General features: G+C 73.5%; 13 protein-coding genes and 5 tRNA genes. 7 read left to right on the plus strand and 11 right to left on the minus strand.

Translation table 11 applies throughout. The features are described from left to right. Nucleotides 1-61: 61 nt before the first annotated feature. Genes AC3ETA_RS06045 through AC3ETA_RS06055 form a run of 3 tightly spaced genes read right to left on the minus strand, consistent with a single transcriptional unit; the run spans nt 62 to nt 2,802 of the window. Nucleotides 62-886: a GNAT family N-acetyltransferase gene (locus AC3ETA_RS06045; RefSeq protein ID WP_432191758.1), complete on the minus strand. Its 825-nt coding sequence runs from the start codon at nt 884-886 to the stop codon at nt 62-64. A 51-nt stretch (nt 887-937) separates the two neighbouring features. After that, the gene (locus AC3ETA_RS06050) at nt 938-1,759 is read right to left on the minus strand and encodes an aminotransferase class IV (protein WP_432191759.1); all 822 of its coding nucleotides are present in this window, start codon (nt 1,757-1,759) and stop codon (nt 938-940) included. Continuing rightward, nucleotides 1,756-2,802, minus strand: coding sequence for a chorismate-binding protein (locus tag AC3ETA_RS06055; protein WP_432191760.1), 1,047 nt, complete (start codon nt 2,800-2,802; stop codon nt 1,756-1,758). Before AC3ETA_RS06055 ends, AC3ETA_RS06050 begins: the two co-directional genes overlap by 4 nt. A 178-nt stretch (nt 2,803-2,980) precedes the next feature. On the opposite strand from AC3ETA_RS06055, the gene AC3ETA_RS06060 reads away from it, so the two are divergent. From AC3ETA_RS06060 to AC3ETA_RS06080, 5 genes are all read left to right on the plus strand, one after another. Continuing rightward, a tRNA-Gly gene (locus AC3ETA_RS06060) sits at nt 2,981-3,053 on the plus strand. Between the two features lie 38 nt (nt 3,054-3,091). After that, nucleotides 3,092-3,165: transfer RNA gene (locus AC3ETA_RS06065), tRNA-Cys, on the plus strand. 1 nt (nt 3,166) lies between these two features. Next, a tRNA-Val gene (locus AC3ETA_RS06070) sits at nt 3,167-3,238 on the plus strand. A 20-nt stretch (nt 3,239-3,258) separates the two neighbouring features. After that, nucleotides 3,259-3,330 (plus strand) — tRNA-Val (locus AC3ETA_RS06075). Nucleotides 3,331-3,376: 46 nt separating this feature from the next. After that, nucleotides 3,377-3,448, plus strand: a tRNA-Val gene (locus AC3ETA_RS06080). 63 nt (nt 3,449-3,511) lie between these two features. On the opposite strand, the gene AC3ETA_RS06085 is transcribed toward AC3ETA_RS06080, so the two are convergent. After that, nucleotides 3,512-3,802: a TFIIB-type zinc ribbon-containing protein gene (locus tag AC3ETA_RS06085; RefSeq protein WP_432191761.1), complete on the minus strand. Its 291-nt coding sequence runs from the start codon at nt 3,800-3,802 to the stop codon at nt 3,512-3,514. Nucleotides 3,803-3,882: 80 nt separating this feature from the next. Beyond that, on the minus strand, nt 3,883-4,821 hold the full coding sequence (locus AC3ETA_RS06090; RefSeq protein WP_432191762.1) for a phosphotransferase family protein: 939 nt from the start codon (nt 4,819-4,821) through the stop codon (nt 3,883-3,885). 64 nt (nt 4,822-4,885) lie between these two features. On the opposite strand from AC3ETA_RS06090, the gene AC3ETA_RS06095 reads away from it, so the two are divergent. After that, nucleotides 4,886-5,011 carry a hypothetical protein gene (locus AC3ETA_RS06095; protein WP_432191763.1) on the plus strand — a complete coding sequence of 42 codons (126 nt, stop codon included), beginning with the start codon at nt 4,886-4,888 and terminating at the stop codon, nt 5,009-5,011. A 311-nt stretch (nt 5,012-5,322) separates the two neighbouring features. Here the strand turns inward: AC3ETA_RS06095 and AC3ETA_RS06100 are convergent, their stop codons facing one another. Both AC3ETA_RS06100 and AC3ETA_RS06105 read right to left on the minus strand, forming a co-directional pair. After that, nucleotides 5,323-5,520, minus strand: coding sequence for a hypothetical protein (locus AC3ETA_RS06100; RefSeq protein ID WP_030967874.1), 198 nt, complete (start codon nt 5,518-5,520; stop codon nt 5,323-5,325). Nucleotides 5,521-5,718: 198 nt separating this feature from the next. Further along, complete coding sequence (locus AC3ETA_RS06105) at nt 5,719-6,006, minus strand: hypothetical protein (protein ID WP_190073872.1); 288 nt, start codon at nt 6,004-6,006, stop codon at nt 5,719-5,721. Between the two features lie 196 nt (nt 6,007-6,202). On the opposite strand from AC3ETA_RS06105, the gene AC3ETA_RS06110 reads away from it, so the two are divergent. Continuing rightward, nucleotides 6,203-7,633, plus strand: a complete 1,431-nt coding sequence (locus tag AC3ETA_RS06110) for a serine/threonine-protein kinase (protein WP_432191855.1) — start codon at nt 6,203-6,205, stop codon at nt 7,631-7,633. 33 nt (nt 7,634-7,666) lie between these two features. Here AC3ETA_RS06110 and AC3ETA_RS06115 read toward each other — a convergent pair whose 3' ends face one another. The 4 genes from AC3ETA_RS06115 to cobT all read right to left on the minus strand — a co-directional run bounded on the left by AC3ETA_RS06115 (nt 7,667) and on the right by cobT (nt 14,861). Then, nucleotides 7,667-8,062 (minus strand): NUDIX domain-containing protein, encoded by a 396-nt coding sequence (locus AC3ETA_RS06115; protein ID WP_432191764.1) that lies wholly within the window; start codon nt 8,060-8,062, stop codon nt 7,667-7,669. Beyond that, nucleotides 8,059-8,892 carry a TrmH family RNA methyltransferase gene (locus AC3ETA_RS06120; RefSeq protein ID WP_432191765.1) on the minus strand — a complete coding sequence of 278 codons (834 nt, stop codon included), beginning with the start codon at nt 8,890-8,892 and terminating at the stop codon, nt 8,059-8,061. The genes AC3ETA_RS06115 and AC3ETA_RS06120 overlap by 4 nt, the downstream gene beginning before the upstream one ends. A 64-nt stretch (nt 8,893-8,956) precedes the next feature. Beyond that, complete coding sequence (cobA, locus tag AC3ETA_RS06125) at nt 8,957-10,189, minus strand: uroporphyrinogen-III C-methyltransferase (RefSeq protein WP_432191766.1); 1,233 nt, start codon at nt 10,187-10,189, stop codon at nt 8,957-8,959. Nucleotides 10,190-10,346: 157 nt separating this feature from the next. Then, nucleotides 10,347-14,861, minus strand: coding sequence for a nicotinate-nucleotide--dimethylbenzimidazole phosphoribosyltransferase (gene cobT, locus AC3ETA_RS06130; RefSeq protein WP_432191767.1), 4,515 nt, complete (start codon nt 14,859-14,861; stop codon nt 10,347-10,349). Between the last annotated feature and the right edge of the window lie 179 nt (nt 14,862-15,040).

The following is a 15,040-nucleotide window of genomic DNA, read 5'->3' on the forward strand; positions in this document are numbered from 1 at the left end:
CTCACCAAGATCTTCATGAGCCTTCCAGGACCGGCGCCGAGCCGGCGGCCCCGGCTCGGCCCTACAGCAGGTCCTTGCCCAGGTTGTACGCGGTCGTCTCGTAGCCCAGCGACTCGTACAGCCGTTCCGCCGGGGCGTTGCCGGCGAAGACGTGCAGACCGACCCGGTCCTTGCCGCCGGCGGCGGCCTGCGCCTCGGCCAGCAGCATCAGGGCACGGCCGTGGCCACGTCCGCGGAAGCGCTGGTCGGCCTCGACATCGAGGACGTACGCGGTGTCGGGCCACAGGCCCAGCCACAGCTTGCCGACCGCCTCCCCCTCGTGCTCCAGCACGCTGATCAGCGTGTTCTCGGTGGCAAGGCCGTCCGGCAGGAACTTCTTGTGCCCGTCGTCCGCCTTCTTGTGCGCGTCGGCGGCGGGCACCCCGCTCGCGATCAGGCTGCGCGCGAACTCCTCGCGCTCATAGGCCAGCCAGGGGCCGAACTCGGCCTCCGTCATGGGCCGGGACACGCTGCCGGCGGGGAGCCCGGGCGGGGTGCCGTTCAGGCGCTTGGTCATGTTGCGGCTGCGCACGACGTACCCGAGGGCCCGGGCGAGCCGTAGCGCGACGTCGGCGTCGCCCGGCACGGTGGCCTCGACGCGCTTGCAGCCCCAGCCGCGCAGGACCTCCTCCGCGGCCAGCGCGGCCACCGTGGCACGCCCGCGCCTGCGGTCGGGTTCCTCGATGCGCAGCTCGGAGACACAGGCCACCGTCGGGCCGTACTCGGCGTGCGTGGCGAGTCGTATCCCGCCGACGGGACGGCTGTTCACGCACACCTGGTAGCGGCGCGAGCGCGTCCCGTCCGCGTTGTGCTGAAGCGGCTCGGTCGGCCGCAGGGTCGTGGTCATCAGGGGTGTTCTACCCACCCTGCCGAGGCTCGGCAGCCCATTTTCCGGTCCTCAGGGATCCAGGTCGTCGCCGGACCGCTCCTCGAAGATCCGCATGGCCTTGGCGGTCACCGGGCCCGGTGCGCCCGGCAGTTCGCGGTCGTCGACGCGGTGCACGGCCTGGACGTCCCGCAGGGTGGAGGTGAGGAAGACCTCCTCCGCCCGCTCCAGCGCGTCCAGCGGCAGGTCGCTCTCCCTGGCGCCGGTCCACTCGACGGTGAGCGCGCGCGTGATGCCCGCGAGGCAGCCGGAGGCGACCGGCGGGGTGTGGATCTCGCCGTCCAGGACGACGAAGACGTTCGAGCCGGTGCCCTCGCAGAGTTGGCCGACGGTGTTGGCGAACAGCGCCTCACTCGCGCCGCGTTCATGGGCGCGGGCGAGAGCGAGCACGTTCTCGGCGTACGAGGTGGTCTTCAGGCCGGTGAGGGCGCCGCGTTCGTTACGGGTCCAGGGGACCGTGATCACGGCCGTCGAGTCGGGCCGGCGGGTGGTCTCGCCGAGGGCGACGACGAGGGTCGGGCCCTGGTCGCCGCGGTCCGATCCGAGGGGGCCGTGGCCGCCGGTGTAGGTGATGCGCATCCGGCCGAGCGGCATCGGGTTGGCCTCCAGGACGGCGGCGCAGGCGCGGCGGACCTCGTCGTGGTCGGGCTCGGGCAGGCCCAGGCCGAGGGCCGAGCGGGTCAGCCGGTCGAGGTGCCGGGTCAGTGCGAACGGCCGGCCGGCCACCGCCTTCACGGTCTCGAAGATGCCGTCGCCCACGGTCAGCCCGTGGTCGAAGACGGAGACACGGGCGGACTCGCTGTCCTGGAGCCCGCCGTCGAGCCAGATCCTCACGATTGCAGTCCCTCTCCACTCACCTCGTACGCCCCCGACGCTACCGCGAGCAGCCGGGACGCCTTCAGCTCGGTCTCCCGCCACTCCCCCTCGGGATCCGAACCCCAGGTGATCCCCGCGCCGGTCCCGAACCGCAGCCTTCCGTCGCCCCGGTCGATCCAGAACGTACGGATCCCGACGGCCAGCTCGGCGACACCGCGGTCGGCGTCGACCCACCCGATGCCGCCGCAGTACGGCCCGCGGGGCGCCGTCTCCAGCTCGTCGATGATCCGCAGCGCGCTCGACTTGGGCGCTCCGGTGACCGACCCGGGCGGGAACGCGGCGCCGAGCAGCTCCGGCCAGCCGGCGTCGGCCCGCAGCTCACCGCGCACGGTGGACACCAGGTGCACGAGGCCCGGGTGCTTCTCCACGGCGCACAGATCGGGGACGGTCACGGTCCCGGTGGCGCAGACACGGCCGATGTCGTTGCGCACCAGGTCGACGATCATCACGTTCTCGGCGAAGTCCTTCTCCAGCAGGTCCGCCTCGGTGCGCCCGGTGCCCTTGATCGGCCCGGACTCGACGACACGTCCGTCGCGCCGCAGGAAGAGTTCGGGAGAGGCGGTGGCTATCTCGACTCCGTGCCCCGGCAGCCGGATCGTTCCTGCATACGGGGCGGGGTTGCCGAGGGCCAACAGGGCGGTCAGGGCGTCCACATCGGCGCCCGCCCCGATCGGCGCGCTCAGCACCCGGCACAGATTCGCCTGATAGACCTCGCCGGCCGCGATGTACTCACGGATCCGCCGCACGCCCGCCGTGTACGCGGCGCGATCGAGGGACGACGTCCAGTCATCGGCGGTGGGGCCCGGCCACTGCCCCGGCAGCGGGGCGGGCACGGGCTCCTCGCGTACGTCCCGGAAGCGGGCGCAGGTCAGACCGCCCTCGAAGTCGGCGCAGACGGCCCAGAAACCACTGGAGTCCAGGGCCGCGGGGTCGCTGGTGACATCGAGGAGGCCGGTGGCGACGCGGTCGCCGAAGCGGGCGAGGGGAGGGAGGTCGAGCACGCAGTCGAGTCTATGGCCGGTGTCCCGCGGGTGACCTGGCCATGTGCCCTCGGGCAGCTCCGTCGGGTCCCTGAGCAGGTGCAGCGCAGCACGCTGCACAAACGCGTTTTTGTGCTGGCCCCGGAATCCGCTAGAGTTCAACACGTCGCCGGGCCGCGGGAGCGGAACGAAACGACAAGCGGACGTAGCTCAGTTGGTAGAGCGCAACCTTGCCAAGGTTGAGGTCGCGAGTTCGAGCCTCGTCGTCCGCTCGAAAGAACAGGGGATCATCCCGAACCCCTACACTCCTGGTGGAGTGGCCGAGAGGCGAGGCAACGGCCTGCAAAGCCGTCTACACGGGTTCAAATCCCGTCTCCACCTCCAAGGACGATTAGCTCAGCGGGAGAGCGCTTCCCTGACACGGAAGAGGTCACTGGTTCAATCCCAGTATCGTCCACTGGATCTTCGGATCCCCCCGCGCGATTAGCTCAGCGGGAGAGCGCTTCCCTGACACGGAAGAGGTCACTGGTTCAATCCCAGTATCGCGCACGCAGCACTCCGTGATCTTCAGGTCGATCGTCGATCACGGTCCCGAGGACGATTAGCTCAGCGGGAGAGCGCTTCCCTGACACGGAAGAGGTCACTGGTTCAATCCCAGTATCGTCCACACACCGAAGCCCCCGGTCGCACGACCGGGGGCTTCTTCGTGGTCTTCGTGGCCTGCTGCGGCTCAGCTGGAGAACAGCATGCGGCCGAAGCTCTTGTGGCGCTTGTGGCCGTAGTGACCGTGGTGGCCACCGTGCGGGGCGCCCCAGGCAGGGGCCGGCGGGGCGGCGGCCGGGTAGGCCTGCGGGGCGGCCGGAGGCGGCGGGGCGGGCTGGGCGTACTGGGACTCCAGGCGGGTCAGCGCCTCCAGCTCGCCGTAGTCGAGAAAGATGCCGCGGCAGCCACTGCACTGCTCGATCTGGACACCATTGCGGTTGTACGTGTGCATCGGCGCATGGCACTTCGGACACTGCATGGTCGGTTCAACTCCTCGCCGGTCGGTCCTGCTTCGTGTATCGCCAGGACAGACTCTGTCCGGCTGCGGTCGGTTGCACCCTACTTCGCCTCTTCTCGGACCAACTCCGGGGGGACGGAAGCCATTCGGTCACAGGCGTCGATCAGTGCCTGCTCGGTCTCGTCCGGGCGGCGCCCCTCGGCGGCGGCCTTGGTGATCGCTCGGGCGGCGGTCTGCACGGTGAGGGCGCGGGCGGGGACGTCCAGCGCGGGCCAGGGGTCGCCGGCGGCGGGCACGGCCGGGCCGCCGGCGGTGCGGTAGGCGGTGAGGAACCGGTGCCATTCGTCGGGCGGCAGCAGCCCGCACGCGAACCAGGCGGCCGGTCGGGCCAGGTCCCAGGCCGGCACTCCCAGGCCGAGGTCGTCGACGTCTATGAGCCGCCAGGGGCCGTCCGGGGCCGGGTGCCGGACGAGCTGGCCGAGGTGGAGGTCGCCGTGGCAGAGGGTGGCGGGGTCGGGCTGGGGGGCCTCGTCGCGGGCCCAGGCGGGGAGGGTGTCCCAGGCGCGGAGGACGGGGGTGGCGAGGGTGCCGTCGGTGGTCGCGCGGAGGCGGGACAGGGCGAGGGCCGCCTTGGCGGGTCCGCGCATGGGAGGGAGCGGAACGGGTGCGGGGGTGCGGTGGAGGCGGGCAAGCAGGGTGGCGGCCGCTTCCCAGGGGGCAGCGTCCGGGTCTTCCGGGTCGACCGGGGTGCCGTACGGCCAGAAGCTCACGGGCCGGTCGTGGAGGTCGACGGGTATGGGGGTGAGCGGGGGCAGGAGGATCTCGGGGAGGCGGGTGGCGGCGGACATGCGGGACGCCAGGGCGGTGACGTCGATGTCCGGGGCGTGGGCCTTGGCGACGGTGTCCGCGTGCCGGACGACGGTGGCGTCGGGGCGTTCGGCGAGCGTGACGGTGGCTCCGCAGGGACAGGCGGACGTACGTGAGTGGGCCGCGGCTATCGCCTGAGCGGTGAGGTCGGGCAGGAGCGGGGTGGAGGTCACGGGGTCCCTTGTGCGCGGGTTGGCTTAGCCGGGTCGCTGGGCGCCGGGGGCAGTCTCTGTCGGCGTGCTCGGCGTGCTCGGCGTGCTCGGCGTGCTCGGCGTGCTCGGCGTGCTCGGCGTGCTCGGCGTGCTCGGCGTGCTCGGCGTGCTCGGCGTGCTCGGCGTGCTCGGACCCCCGCTTCGGCCCTGAAGGGGCCTCGTCCTCGAACGCCGGACGGGCTGGATGATACGGGCCGGCGTCTGGAAGGGGCCCTGGGCCTGGGTACCAGGCGGGCCGGATGATGCGGGTCGGCCTGGACAGGGAGCCCAGAGTCCGACCACCGGGAGCATCGATGATGCGGGCCGTGTTGAAAACGGCCCCGTGTGTTTCAGGGAAAAGCAATGCCGGCGCAGCTCCCCAGCTGCGCCGGCATTTGTGCCGTCCGCCGCACCCCCGTCCCCACGGGGTTTCATGGGTGGATGTCCCCGCCCGGACCGCTCTTCCGGGCCTGGGGTCGCCGCTCAGCGCCCCAGCATCACGCCCACGGACGACGCCTGTGTGGCCACTGTCTCCCAGCCGTCGAAGACGAGGAGGAGCAGGGCCGCCAGGGGAAGGGCCATGAGTGTCGCCACCAGGGGGTGGCGGCGGCCCTGGCGACGGGGGCGCAGCCACGTGCGCTCCTGCATGCGGATCACTGTCCGCGGTGCCGTCTGGGCCATGGCCCCTCTCCTGACCTGTGTCAGTTGTCGTTTGCAGCGGCGGGTGTCTGACCTCGGGGGACGAGTGCTGCACCCGCCGCTTGACCTCAAATCTAGGCGCGTGGCCGCCCCGGCACGTCATGCCCTCGTACCGATTGGCGGGCCTCCCGGAGGATGAGCCATGACCTGCGGAGTACTCCCCTGGGTGGAGACGAGGTCCTAGGTCTCGGGGTCATCCCCGAGGGGACGCCCGGTGTGCCCCGCTTTCTCATGGCTCCGCTCCGAGCCGTCCTCCCGCGGGATCGGCTGCTCGACCAGCGCGAGGACCCGGTTCGCCATGAAGCGCGCCGTACGCACCACAGTCCCGCTTCGCGTGACTTCGCTCACTTCCACGACACCTCGACGCACCGCCGTCTCCACCCTGCGGCCCGCCCTGCTCGCCACCACCTCGTACGTGCGCGTCGTGTCCCCGGCGTCCACGACTATCTCCACGCGATCACCCTTCACGGGCCCAATCCCCCTTTCGTCACGGGTGGTTGGGGGCACCTCCGCTGCTAAGTCGCCCTGTTCGCCCACCCTCTGACCACCCTTCAAGTCTCCCACCCACCACTGACAATCCGTCGCGCCGAGAGGGCGCGGCCTCTGCGCACGGCGGCCCGCGGAAACGTAAGCTGTGGCTCGTCAGACGGACCGGGCAGCGGGGATGAACATGGCGATGATGCGCCTGAGGCGCGAGGACCCGCGCGTCGTCGGCTCGTTCAGGCTTCACAGACGGCTCGGCGCGGGTGGCATGGGCGTCGTCTACCTGGGCTCCGACAAGAAGGGGCAGCGGGTCGCACTCAAGGTGATCCGGCCCGATCTGGCGGAGGACCAGGAGTTCCGCTCGCGCTTCGCGCGTGAGGTCTCGGCGGCACGGCGGATTCGCGGCGGCTGCACGGCCCGGCTGGTGGCCGCCGACCTTGAGGCCGAGCGCCCCTGGTTCGCCACGCAGTACGTGCCCGGTCCCTCCCTGCACGACAAGGTCGCCGACGAGGGCGCGCTGGGCGCCGCGGAGGTCGCCGCCGTCGGGGCCGCCCTGAGCGAAGGACTGGTCGCCGTCCACGAGGCCGGTGTCGTGCACCGGGATCTGAAGCCGTCCAACATCCTGCTGTCCCCCAAGGGGCCGAGGATCATCGACTTCGGCATCGCCTGGGCGACGGGGGCCTCGACCCTCACCCACGTCGGCACGGCGGTCGGCTCGCCGGGCTTCCTCGCTCCCGAGCAGGTGCGCGGCGCCGCCGTCACCCCGGCCACGGACGTGTTCTCGCTGGGCGCCACGCTCGCGTACGCGTCGATGGGTGACTCGCCCTTCGGGCACGGCAGTTCCGAGGTGATGCTGTACCGCGTCGTGCACGAGGAGGCGCAGCTGCACGGCGTACCGGACGCGCTGGCCCCGCTGGTGCGGGCCTGTCTGGCGAAGGATCCCGAGGACCGGCCGAGCACCCTTCAGCTCTCGCTGCGGTTGAAGGAGATCGCGGCCCGGGAGGCGCAGGGGTTCGCGGACGTACGCCCGCCCGCACAGCGTTCCCCGGAGTCGGACCGGCCGACCGGGCGGCTCGCCGACACCTACGCCGATCAGCAGCGTACCCAGCGGCGCGCGCAGGGCACTCCCCCGCCGCGCGGCACCGGCGGCATGCCGCGGGGCACCGGCGGCCCGCGCGTCCCTGGCCCCGCCCGTGACACGGCCCCGCCGCAGCGGGGCGCCGGCGGTCCGCAGAGCGGTACGGCGGCGGGCCGCCCCGGGGGCCGCCCGATGCCCGGTCCGCGCACCTCGCCCCGCTCCCCCAACGGCAGCCGGCCCGCTCCCCGCGGCGGCAACGGGCGTCCGGCTCCCCGGAACACGGGGACGGGGCGACGGCCCGCCAACCCTCAGCTGCTGAGGCAGCGGCTGTTCGTGTTCGTCGTGGTGACGCTGCTCGTGGCGCTCGGCATCGCCGCGGCCCAGGGCTGCCAGGGGCCGGACCGCGGACTCGGCGGGGACGGCGACAGGGACGTCGTACGTCCGAAGCAGGAGCAGGTGGACCCGGACTTCGAACCGCTGGACCAGGACACGATGTCCGAGCGGTACGAGTCGACGTTCGAGATTCCGGAGTAGGTGCCCCGCGGGTCCTTCCCGGGGTGCGCGGTGTCAGAGGAGCCGGGGCAGGATCCGTTCGAAGAACTCCCGGTCGCCCTCGAAGACCGGGCTCAGAGACAGGAACTCCCCCGGTGTGACCCAGCGGGCCTCGGCGACCTCGTCGGGGTCGCGCACCACGTCACCCGTCTCGGCCCGCGCCGTCCACCAGTGCAGCCGGAAGCTGCCGTCGTCGGTCTCCGACTCCCAGACCTCGGCCAGGGGAACGACGGTGAGGCCGACCTCCTCGCGGACCTCCCGGGCGACGGCGTCGCGCCGGGTCTCCCCCGGCTCGATCCTGCCGCTCACGGGCTGCCAGTAGCCGGGGCGTGCGACGCCCGGGCCGCGGCGGATCGCGAGGACGCGGCCGGCGCGCAGCAGGACCGCGACGATCGCCTCACCGCGGCTCATGTGCGCGGGTCCTGGAGCCGCGGGCGGCCGGTGGCCACCGCGTAGAAGGCGACCGCGGCGGCCGCGCCGACGTTGAGGGAGTCGACTCCGTGGGCCATCGGGATGCGGACCCATTCGTCGGCGGCGACCAGGGCCTGGGTGGAGAGGCCGTCGCCCTCGGCGCCGAGCATCAGCGCGACCCGGTCCATGCGGTGCGGGGCGGCCTCGTCGAGGGTCTTGGCCTTCTCGTCGGGGGTGAGGGCGAGGAGGGTGAAACCGGCCTCGCGGACCGACTCGAGGCCCTTGGGCCAGGTGTCGAGGCGGGCGTACGGCACGGAGAAGACCGCGCCCATGGAGACCTTGACGCTGCGGCGGTACAGCGGGTCCGCGCAGTCCGGCGAGAGCAGGACCGCGTCCATGCCCAGGGCGGCCGCGGAGCGGAAGATGGCGCCGATGTTGGTGTGGTCGTTGACCGACTCCATGACGACCACGCGGCGGGCGGACTGCAGCAGCTCGGTCGCCGTCGGCAGCGGCTTGCGCTGCATGGAGGCGAGCGCGCCGCGGTGCACGTGATAACCGGTGACCTGCTCGGCGAGCTCCGGGCTGACCGCGTACACCGGGGCCGGGAGCTCGTCGATGACGTCGCGCATGACGTCGACCCACTTGGCCGACAGCAGCATCGACCGCATCTCGTAGCCGGCTTCCTTCGCCCGTCTGATGACCTTCTCGCCCTCGGCGATGAACAGGCCCTCGGCCGGTTCTCGCTTGCGGCGCAGTTCGACGTCGGTCAGGCCCGTGTAGTCGCGCAGGCGCGGGTCGGTGGGGTCATCGACGGTGATGAGATCGGCCACAGAGTGATACTGCCTTGTCCTGGGTGCGGTGCCAACGGTTCGGGACGGGTTGGGTTACCTGCGGTTACGCGGAGGGGGTCGGTCCGACGTTCACGACGTCGCCGATGACGATGACCGCCGGCGGCCTGACCTCCTGCGCGCGGACGGTCTCGGCGACCGTCGCGAGCGTCGCGTCCACCCGGCGCTGGGCGGCCGTGGTGCCCTCCTGGATCAGGGCGAGCGGGGTGTCCGGGGACTTTCCGTGCGCGACGAGTGTCTCGGCGATCTTCCCGATCTTGTCGACGCCCATGAGGATGACGAGGGTGCCGGTGAGCCTGGCCAGCGACGGCCAGTCGACCAGGGAGCGCTCGTCGTCAGGGGCTACGTGCCCGCTGACCACCGTGAATTCGTGTGCGACGCCGCGGTGGGTGACGGGGATGCCGGCCGCGCCCGGGACCGAGATCGAGCTGGAGATGCCGGGGACGACGGTGCAGGCGATGCCGGCCTCGGCGAGGGCGTGCAGCTCCTCCATGCCTCGGCCGAAGACATAGGGGTCGCCGCCCTTGAGCCGTACGACGGACTTGCCCTGCTTGGCGTGCTCGATCAGGGCGTTGTTGATGGCCTCCTGGGCCATGAAGCGGCCGTACGGGATCTTCGCCGCGTCGATGACCTCGACGTGCGGCGGGAGTTCGGCGAGCAGGTCGCGCGGGCCCAGGCGGTCGGCGATGACGACGTCGGCCTCGGCGAGCAGCCGGCGGCCGCGCACGGTGATCAGGTCCGGGTCGCCGGGGCCGCCGCCGACGAGGGCGACGCCGGGTGTGCGGGTGCGGTGGTGCGGGGCGACGAGGGTGCCGTCGCGCAGGCCCTCGACGACGGCGTCGCGGATGGCGGCGGTGTGCCGGGGGTCGCGGCCGCGGGCGTCGGTGGTGAGGACGGCGACCGTGACGCCCTCGCTGTGGCCGGTGGCCGGGGTCCAGGCGGTGGCCGCGTCGGCGTCGTCGGAGCGGACGCACCACACGCGGTGGCGCTCGGCCTCGGCGGAGGCGGCGGTGTTGGCCTCGCGGTCGCTGGTGGCGATCAGGGCGTACCAGGCGTCGGCGAGGTCGCCGTCCGCGTAGCGGCGCCGGTGCCAGGTGAGCTCGCCCGCGTCCGCCATCGCCTCGACCGACGGGGTCGCCTCGGGGGACACCAGGAGGACGTCGGCGCCCGCCGCGACGAGGGCCGGCAGGCGGCGCTGGGCCACCTGGCCGCCGCCGAGGACGACGACCCGGCGGCCGGTGAGGCGGAGGCCTACGGGGTAGGCGGGATTTTCGGCCATGAGGGTGCGGCTCCCTTTTGCGGCGGCGGTGCGATGCCCTGACGTGCGGATTTTATGCTGCGGGCGGTTCTGACGGTTCGGGTGTCCGGTGGCTGGGCGCGGACGGCGACGTGACTGGGGACCCGGGGTGTGCTTCCCCGGGTCCCCAGTCACGCGGCTACTTCTCCGTGACGCCGGCCGAGTCGAACGTCGCCACCTCGTGCATCGCCCGCGCCGTGCTCTGCACCAGCGGGAGGGCGAGGAGGGCGCCCGTGCCCTCGCCGAGGCGGAGGTCGAGGTCGACCAGCGGGCGCAGGCCCAGCTTGTTGAGGGCGGCCACATGGCCGGGTTCGGCGCTGCGGTGGCCCGCGATGCAGGCGGCGAGAACCTCGGGGGCGATCGCGCGGGCCACCAGTGCGGCGGCACCGGCGCTGACGCCGTCGAGGATCACCGGCGTGCGCAGCGACGCGCCGCCCAGCAGGAGGCCGACGAGCGCGGCGTGCTCGAATCCGCCGATCGCGGCGAGGACGCCGATGGGGTCGGCCGGGTCGGGCTGGTGGACCTCGATCGCGCGGCGCACGACCTCGGTCTTGCGGGCCAGCGTCTCGTCGTTGATGCCGGTGCCGCGGCCGGTGACCTCGGCGGCGTCCGCGCCCGTGAAGACGGAGATCAGGGCGGCCGACGCGGTCGTGTTGGCGATGCCCATCTCGCCCGTGAGCAGCGCCTTGTTGCCGGCCGCCACCAGGTCGCGGGCGGTCTCGATGCCGACCTCGATGGCCTGCTTGGCCTCCTCGCGGGTCATCGCGGGGCCGGTCGTCATGTCCGAGGTGCCCGCGCGGACCTTGCGGGGCAGCAGGCCGGGGGTGGCCGGGAGGTCGGCCGCGACGCCGACGTCGACGACGCACACCTCGGCACCCACCTGGCCGGCGAAGGCGTTGCAGACCGCGCCGCCGCCGAGGAAGTTGGCGACCATCTGGGCCGTCACCTCCTGGGGCCAGGGGGTGACGCCCTGGGCGTGCACACCGTGGTCACCGGCGAAGATCGCGACGGCCGCGGGCTCCGGGATGGGCGGCGGGCACTGGCGCGAGAGCCCGGACAGCTGCGCGGAGATGATCTCCAGCATGCCGAGCGCGCCGGCCGGCTTCGTCATCCGCTTCTGCCGCTCCCAGGCCTCGCCGAGCGCCTTGGCGTCCAGCGGGCGGATCTGGGCGACGGTCTCGGCGAGCAGGTCGTGCGGCTCCTCGCCGGGCAGGGCGCGGCGGCCGTACGTCTCCTCGTGGACGACCCACGACAGCGGGCGGCGCTTGGACCAGCCGGCCTGGAGCAGCTCGGGCTCGTCCGGGAACTCGTCGACATAACCGACGCACAGGTAGGCGATGACTTCGAGGTGCTCGGGCAGCCCCAGCGAGCGGACCATCTCGCGCTCGTCGAAAAAGCTCACCCAGCCGACGCCGAGGCCCTCGGCGCGGGCGGCCAGCCAGAGGTTCTCGACGGCGAGCGCGGCGGAGTACGGGGCCATCTGCGGCTGGGTGTGCCGGCCGAGGGTGTGGCGGCCGCCGCGGGTCGGGTCGGCGGTGACCACGATGTTCACCGGGGTGTCGAGGATGGCCTCGATCTTCAGTTCCTTGAACTGCTTCGCGCGGCCCTTGGGGAGGGACTTGGCGTACGCGTCGCGCTGACGCATCGCCAGTTCGTGCATGGTGCGGCGGGTCTCCGCCGAGCGGATGACGACGAAGTCCCAGGGCTGGGAGTGGCCGACGGAGGGCGCGGTGTGGGCGGCCTCCAGGACCCGGAGCAGGACCTCGTGCGGGATGGGGTCGCTGCGGAAGCCGTTGCGGATGTCGCGGCGCTCACGCATGACCTTGAGCACGGCCTCGCGTTCGGCGTCGTCGTAGGCGGGCGCCGCGGGACCGGTGGGCTGTCGTGTTTCCTCGACCACGGCCGTGCTCTCTTCCGCCTGCTCTTCCTGGTCTTCCTGATCGGCGGCCCGGGTGTCCAGGTCGTCGGCCTGCTGTACGAGTGCGGGGTCGCCGTCCCGGGGCGCGGGCACCGTGGCGGCGGGGCCGGGTCCCTCCGTCACCGGCAGCACCATCGGCTGCGGCGGGGTCGGGGCGAGGTGCGGGGTGGTCGGCACCGAGCCCTCGACCGGCACGAACTGGCCCAGGGGCTGGTCGGGCGCCGACTCCTGCGGGATGCCGCTCGGCAGCACGGCGACGGGCTCGGCCTCGGTTTCGCCGGACGCCGTGGGCTCGACGCCCGGTTGCGAGGGGTCCTCGGCGAGCTGGACGGGGTGGGGCTGGGCCCGGAGTTGCGGACCGGCGGGCTCGGCGAGGAACGGCTCGGAGGTCTCGGCCGTGACGCCCTCCGCCGGGGCCGCCTGGGACTCGGTGGCGTCCGGGGCGACGGTTGCGGCGGCGAGGGGCTGGGGCGCCGCAGCGGTCGGCTGGGAGGCTCCGGTCGGTTCGCCGTCCGGGGTGCGAGCGGCGTCCGGGAGCGGGGCCGACGGGGTGGCGTCGGGTGCCGGGGCCGCAAGGGGTGCCGGGTCCGCGGCAGTTGTCGGGTCCGCGGCGGCTGCGGGGTCGGCGGCCGCTTCGGGGTCCGCTACGAGGGCTTCCGCGTCGGCGGCGGGCGCACTCGCGTCCGCGGCCCGGCCGGCGGGGTCGGCGTCGGCGTCGGCGTCGGCGTTCACCGGAACTCCGTCCTGCGTGGGGTGCTGCTGGGCCTGCGCGAGGACGGCTTCGGGAGCCGGTGCAGGGATGGCGTCCGGGAGGGCCTCGGGAACCGGTGCGAGGCCGGCGTCCGGGAAGGTCTCGGGGGCCGGTGCCTGCTGCGGGTCTTGAGCGGGCGGCTCGGCAGGGGCGGCGGGGGCGTCCTGCTGGGCGGGCTGAGCCGCGTCCGTGGGCCGCGGGATCGCTTCGGCGGCTACGGTCGCGGGGGCGCCGTCGGTGGGCGCGGGGACGCCGTCACCCGGCTGCGGGGCCTGAGCGACGGGCTCGGCGTCCACGAGCAGGGGAGCCTGAGAGGCGTCCGGGAGAGCCTGGGCGGCGTCGGGGTGCTGAGCCGCTTCGGGCGCCTGTGGAGCCTCCGGGAACTGCGCTGCCGCGGGCGGCAGGGCGCCCTCAGGCGGCAGAACGGCCTCGGGAGAGGGGACCGCCTGTGGTGCCTGGGGCTCGGCGATCTGTACGGGGGCTTCTGCGGAGGCGGGAGCTACGGCGTCGGAGGGCTGGGGGGCGCCGGGGACCTGTGCGGCGTCGGGAGTGGGAGCGCCGTGAACCTGGCCGGCGTCGGGAGCCGCGGCCTCGGGAAGCGGCCGGCCCTGCGAGGCGGAGGCGTCGGCCATGTGACCGGCCTCGGCGGCGGGGGCTGCGGCGACCTGGGCGGCCGCAGCAACAGGGGCCTCGGCAACCTGAGCAGCCGCAGCAACAGGGGCCTCGGCAACCTGAGCAGCCGCAGCGACAGGGGCCTCGGCGACCTGAGCGGCATCACCGGTGGCGCCTTCGGTGACTTGGCCCGCATCGGCGATCACGTCGCCGGCCTCGGCCGCGGGCATCTCGGAAGGCTGGGCGGCCTCGGGCATGGAGCCCTCGGTAACCTGCTGCGCGGCTTCGGCGACCGGAACGGCTGCCTCACCGACGGCCGCTTCGCCGGCCACGAGCGGCTCGGCGGCCTCCGGAGCGTCAGCGACCCCGGCGCCACCAGCGCCACCAGCGCCAACCGGACCCTCAGTGCTCTCAGCGCCCTCAGCGCCCACCGGACCCTGCCCGACCTCAGCGCCACCCTCCGGCACCTCACCGGCACCGGGAACCTGTCCGCCAAGCACGCCACCGTCCCCGCCGGGCACGGGCCCAGCAGCCGGCACGGACACGTTCATCGGCGCGGCGTCAGCGGCCGCGGGCACGGCTCCCGCGCCCCCGTCGGCACCGGGAACAGCCCCGACCCCGCTGGCCTCCGCGGCACCCGAGGCCACCGGCCCGTGCGCACCGTCCTGGCCGTGCACCGCCTCGGCGACCGGCGCGACCCCGGCAGCGTCGACGGCGGACCCAGCCGGCTCCTGTCCGGCGTACACGCCCTCGTGCGGAGCAGACCCGGCCACCCGAGCGACCGCCGCCTGCGCCACACCCACGGGCCGCTCCGTGGGAATAACCGTTTCGGCAGCCGGCGCCTCCGTGCTCGACGGCCCGGGGGCCGGAGGCTGGGCGGCGGCGCCCCAGGGTGCCGCCGGCTGGGGGACCGTGGCGTCCAGGTGCTCGGGGCTCGCCGGGACCGGGCCGGCCTGGCGGACCGGTGCGCCGACGGCGCCGCGGTCGGCGAGGGAGCGGACGGGGCTCGCGGAGGCGTCCGGGATGGGCGGGCCGAGGTGCAGGGGGCGCCGCGGGGTGATCGGCGGGATCGGCGACGTGGGTGCCGTCGGGCCCGGGAGGCGGACCGCGCTGAGGTCGACCGAGCCGCTGTCGCGGCCGGACATCTCGTGCGCGCCCGGCTCGTGCAGGGCCTCGACGACCGGCTCCGGCATGGGCGGGGCGACCTCGTTGCCCCAGGCACCCTGGGTGCCGGGCATCAGCAGGTCTTCGTCCTCGGCGGTGGTCTCGGAGAGGTAGGTGTACGTACCGTGCGCCGCGGGGACGCCCGGCTGCTCCACCGTGCCTGCGCTCTCCGGCAGCCCTTCGCCCGGGACCTGGCCGGTGTCGGTCATGCGTACCCCTCGCCCATCGGTTAGTGCTTATACGACCAGCTCACCGGGAACGGCGCACCGACCGCCCCCGCAGTGAAGAACGAGCGTGCTTGCCCAGCGGCACGAACGACCCGTCCCGAAAAGGCGACAAAGCCATTGAGTGGCATTGTCGTGGTCATTCGTCCGTCGCGACAGCTTGA

The sequence above is a fragment of the Streptomyces sp. bgisy027 genome (assembly GCF_057710365.1).

Excerpts from the sequence above, each read along its gene's own strand:
- AC3ETA_RS06110 (WP_432191855.1), top strand. The coding sequence starts at position 6,203 with ATGAACATGGCGATGATGCGCCTGAGGCGCGAGGACCCGCGCGTCGTC.
- AC3ETA_RS06045 (WP_432191758.1), bottom strand. The coding sequence starts at position 886 with ATGACCACGACCCTGCGGCCGACCGAGCCGCTTCAGCACAACGCGGAC.
- cobT (WP_432191767.1), bottom strand. The coding sequence starts at position 14,861 with ATGACCGACACCGGCCAGGTCCCGGGCGAAGGGCTGCCGGAGAGCGCA.
- AC3ETA_RS06100 (WP_030967874.1), bottom strand. The coding sequence starts at position 5,520 with ATGGCCCAGACGGCACCGCGGACAGTGATCCGCATGCAGGAGCGCACG.
- AC3ETA_RS06115 (WP_432191764.1), bottom strand. The coding sequence starts at position 8,062 with ATGAGCCGCGGTGAGGCGATCGTCGCGGTCCTGCTGCGCGCCGGCCGC.
- cobA (WP_432191766.1), bottom strand. The coding sequence starts at position 10,189 with ATGGCCGAAAATCCCGCCTACCCCGTAGGCCTCCGCCTCACCGGCCGC.
- AC3ETA_RS06085 (WP_432191761.1), bottom strand. The coding sequence starts at position 3,802 with ATGCAGTGTCCGAAGTGCCATGCGCCGATGCACACGTACAACCGCAAT.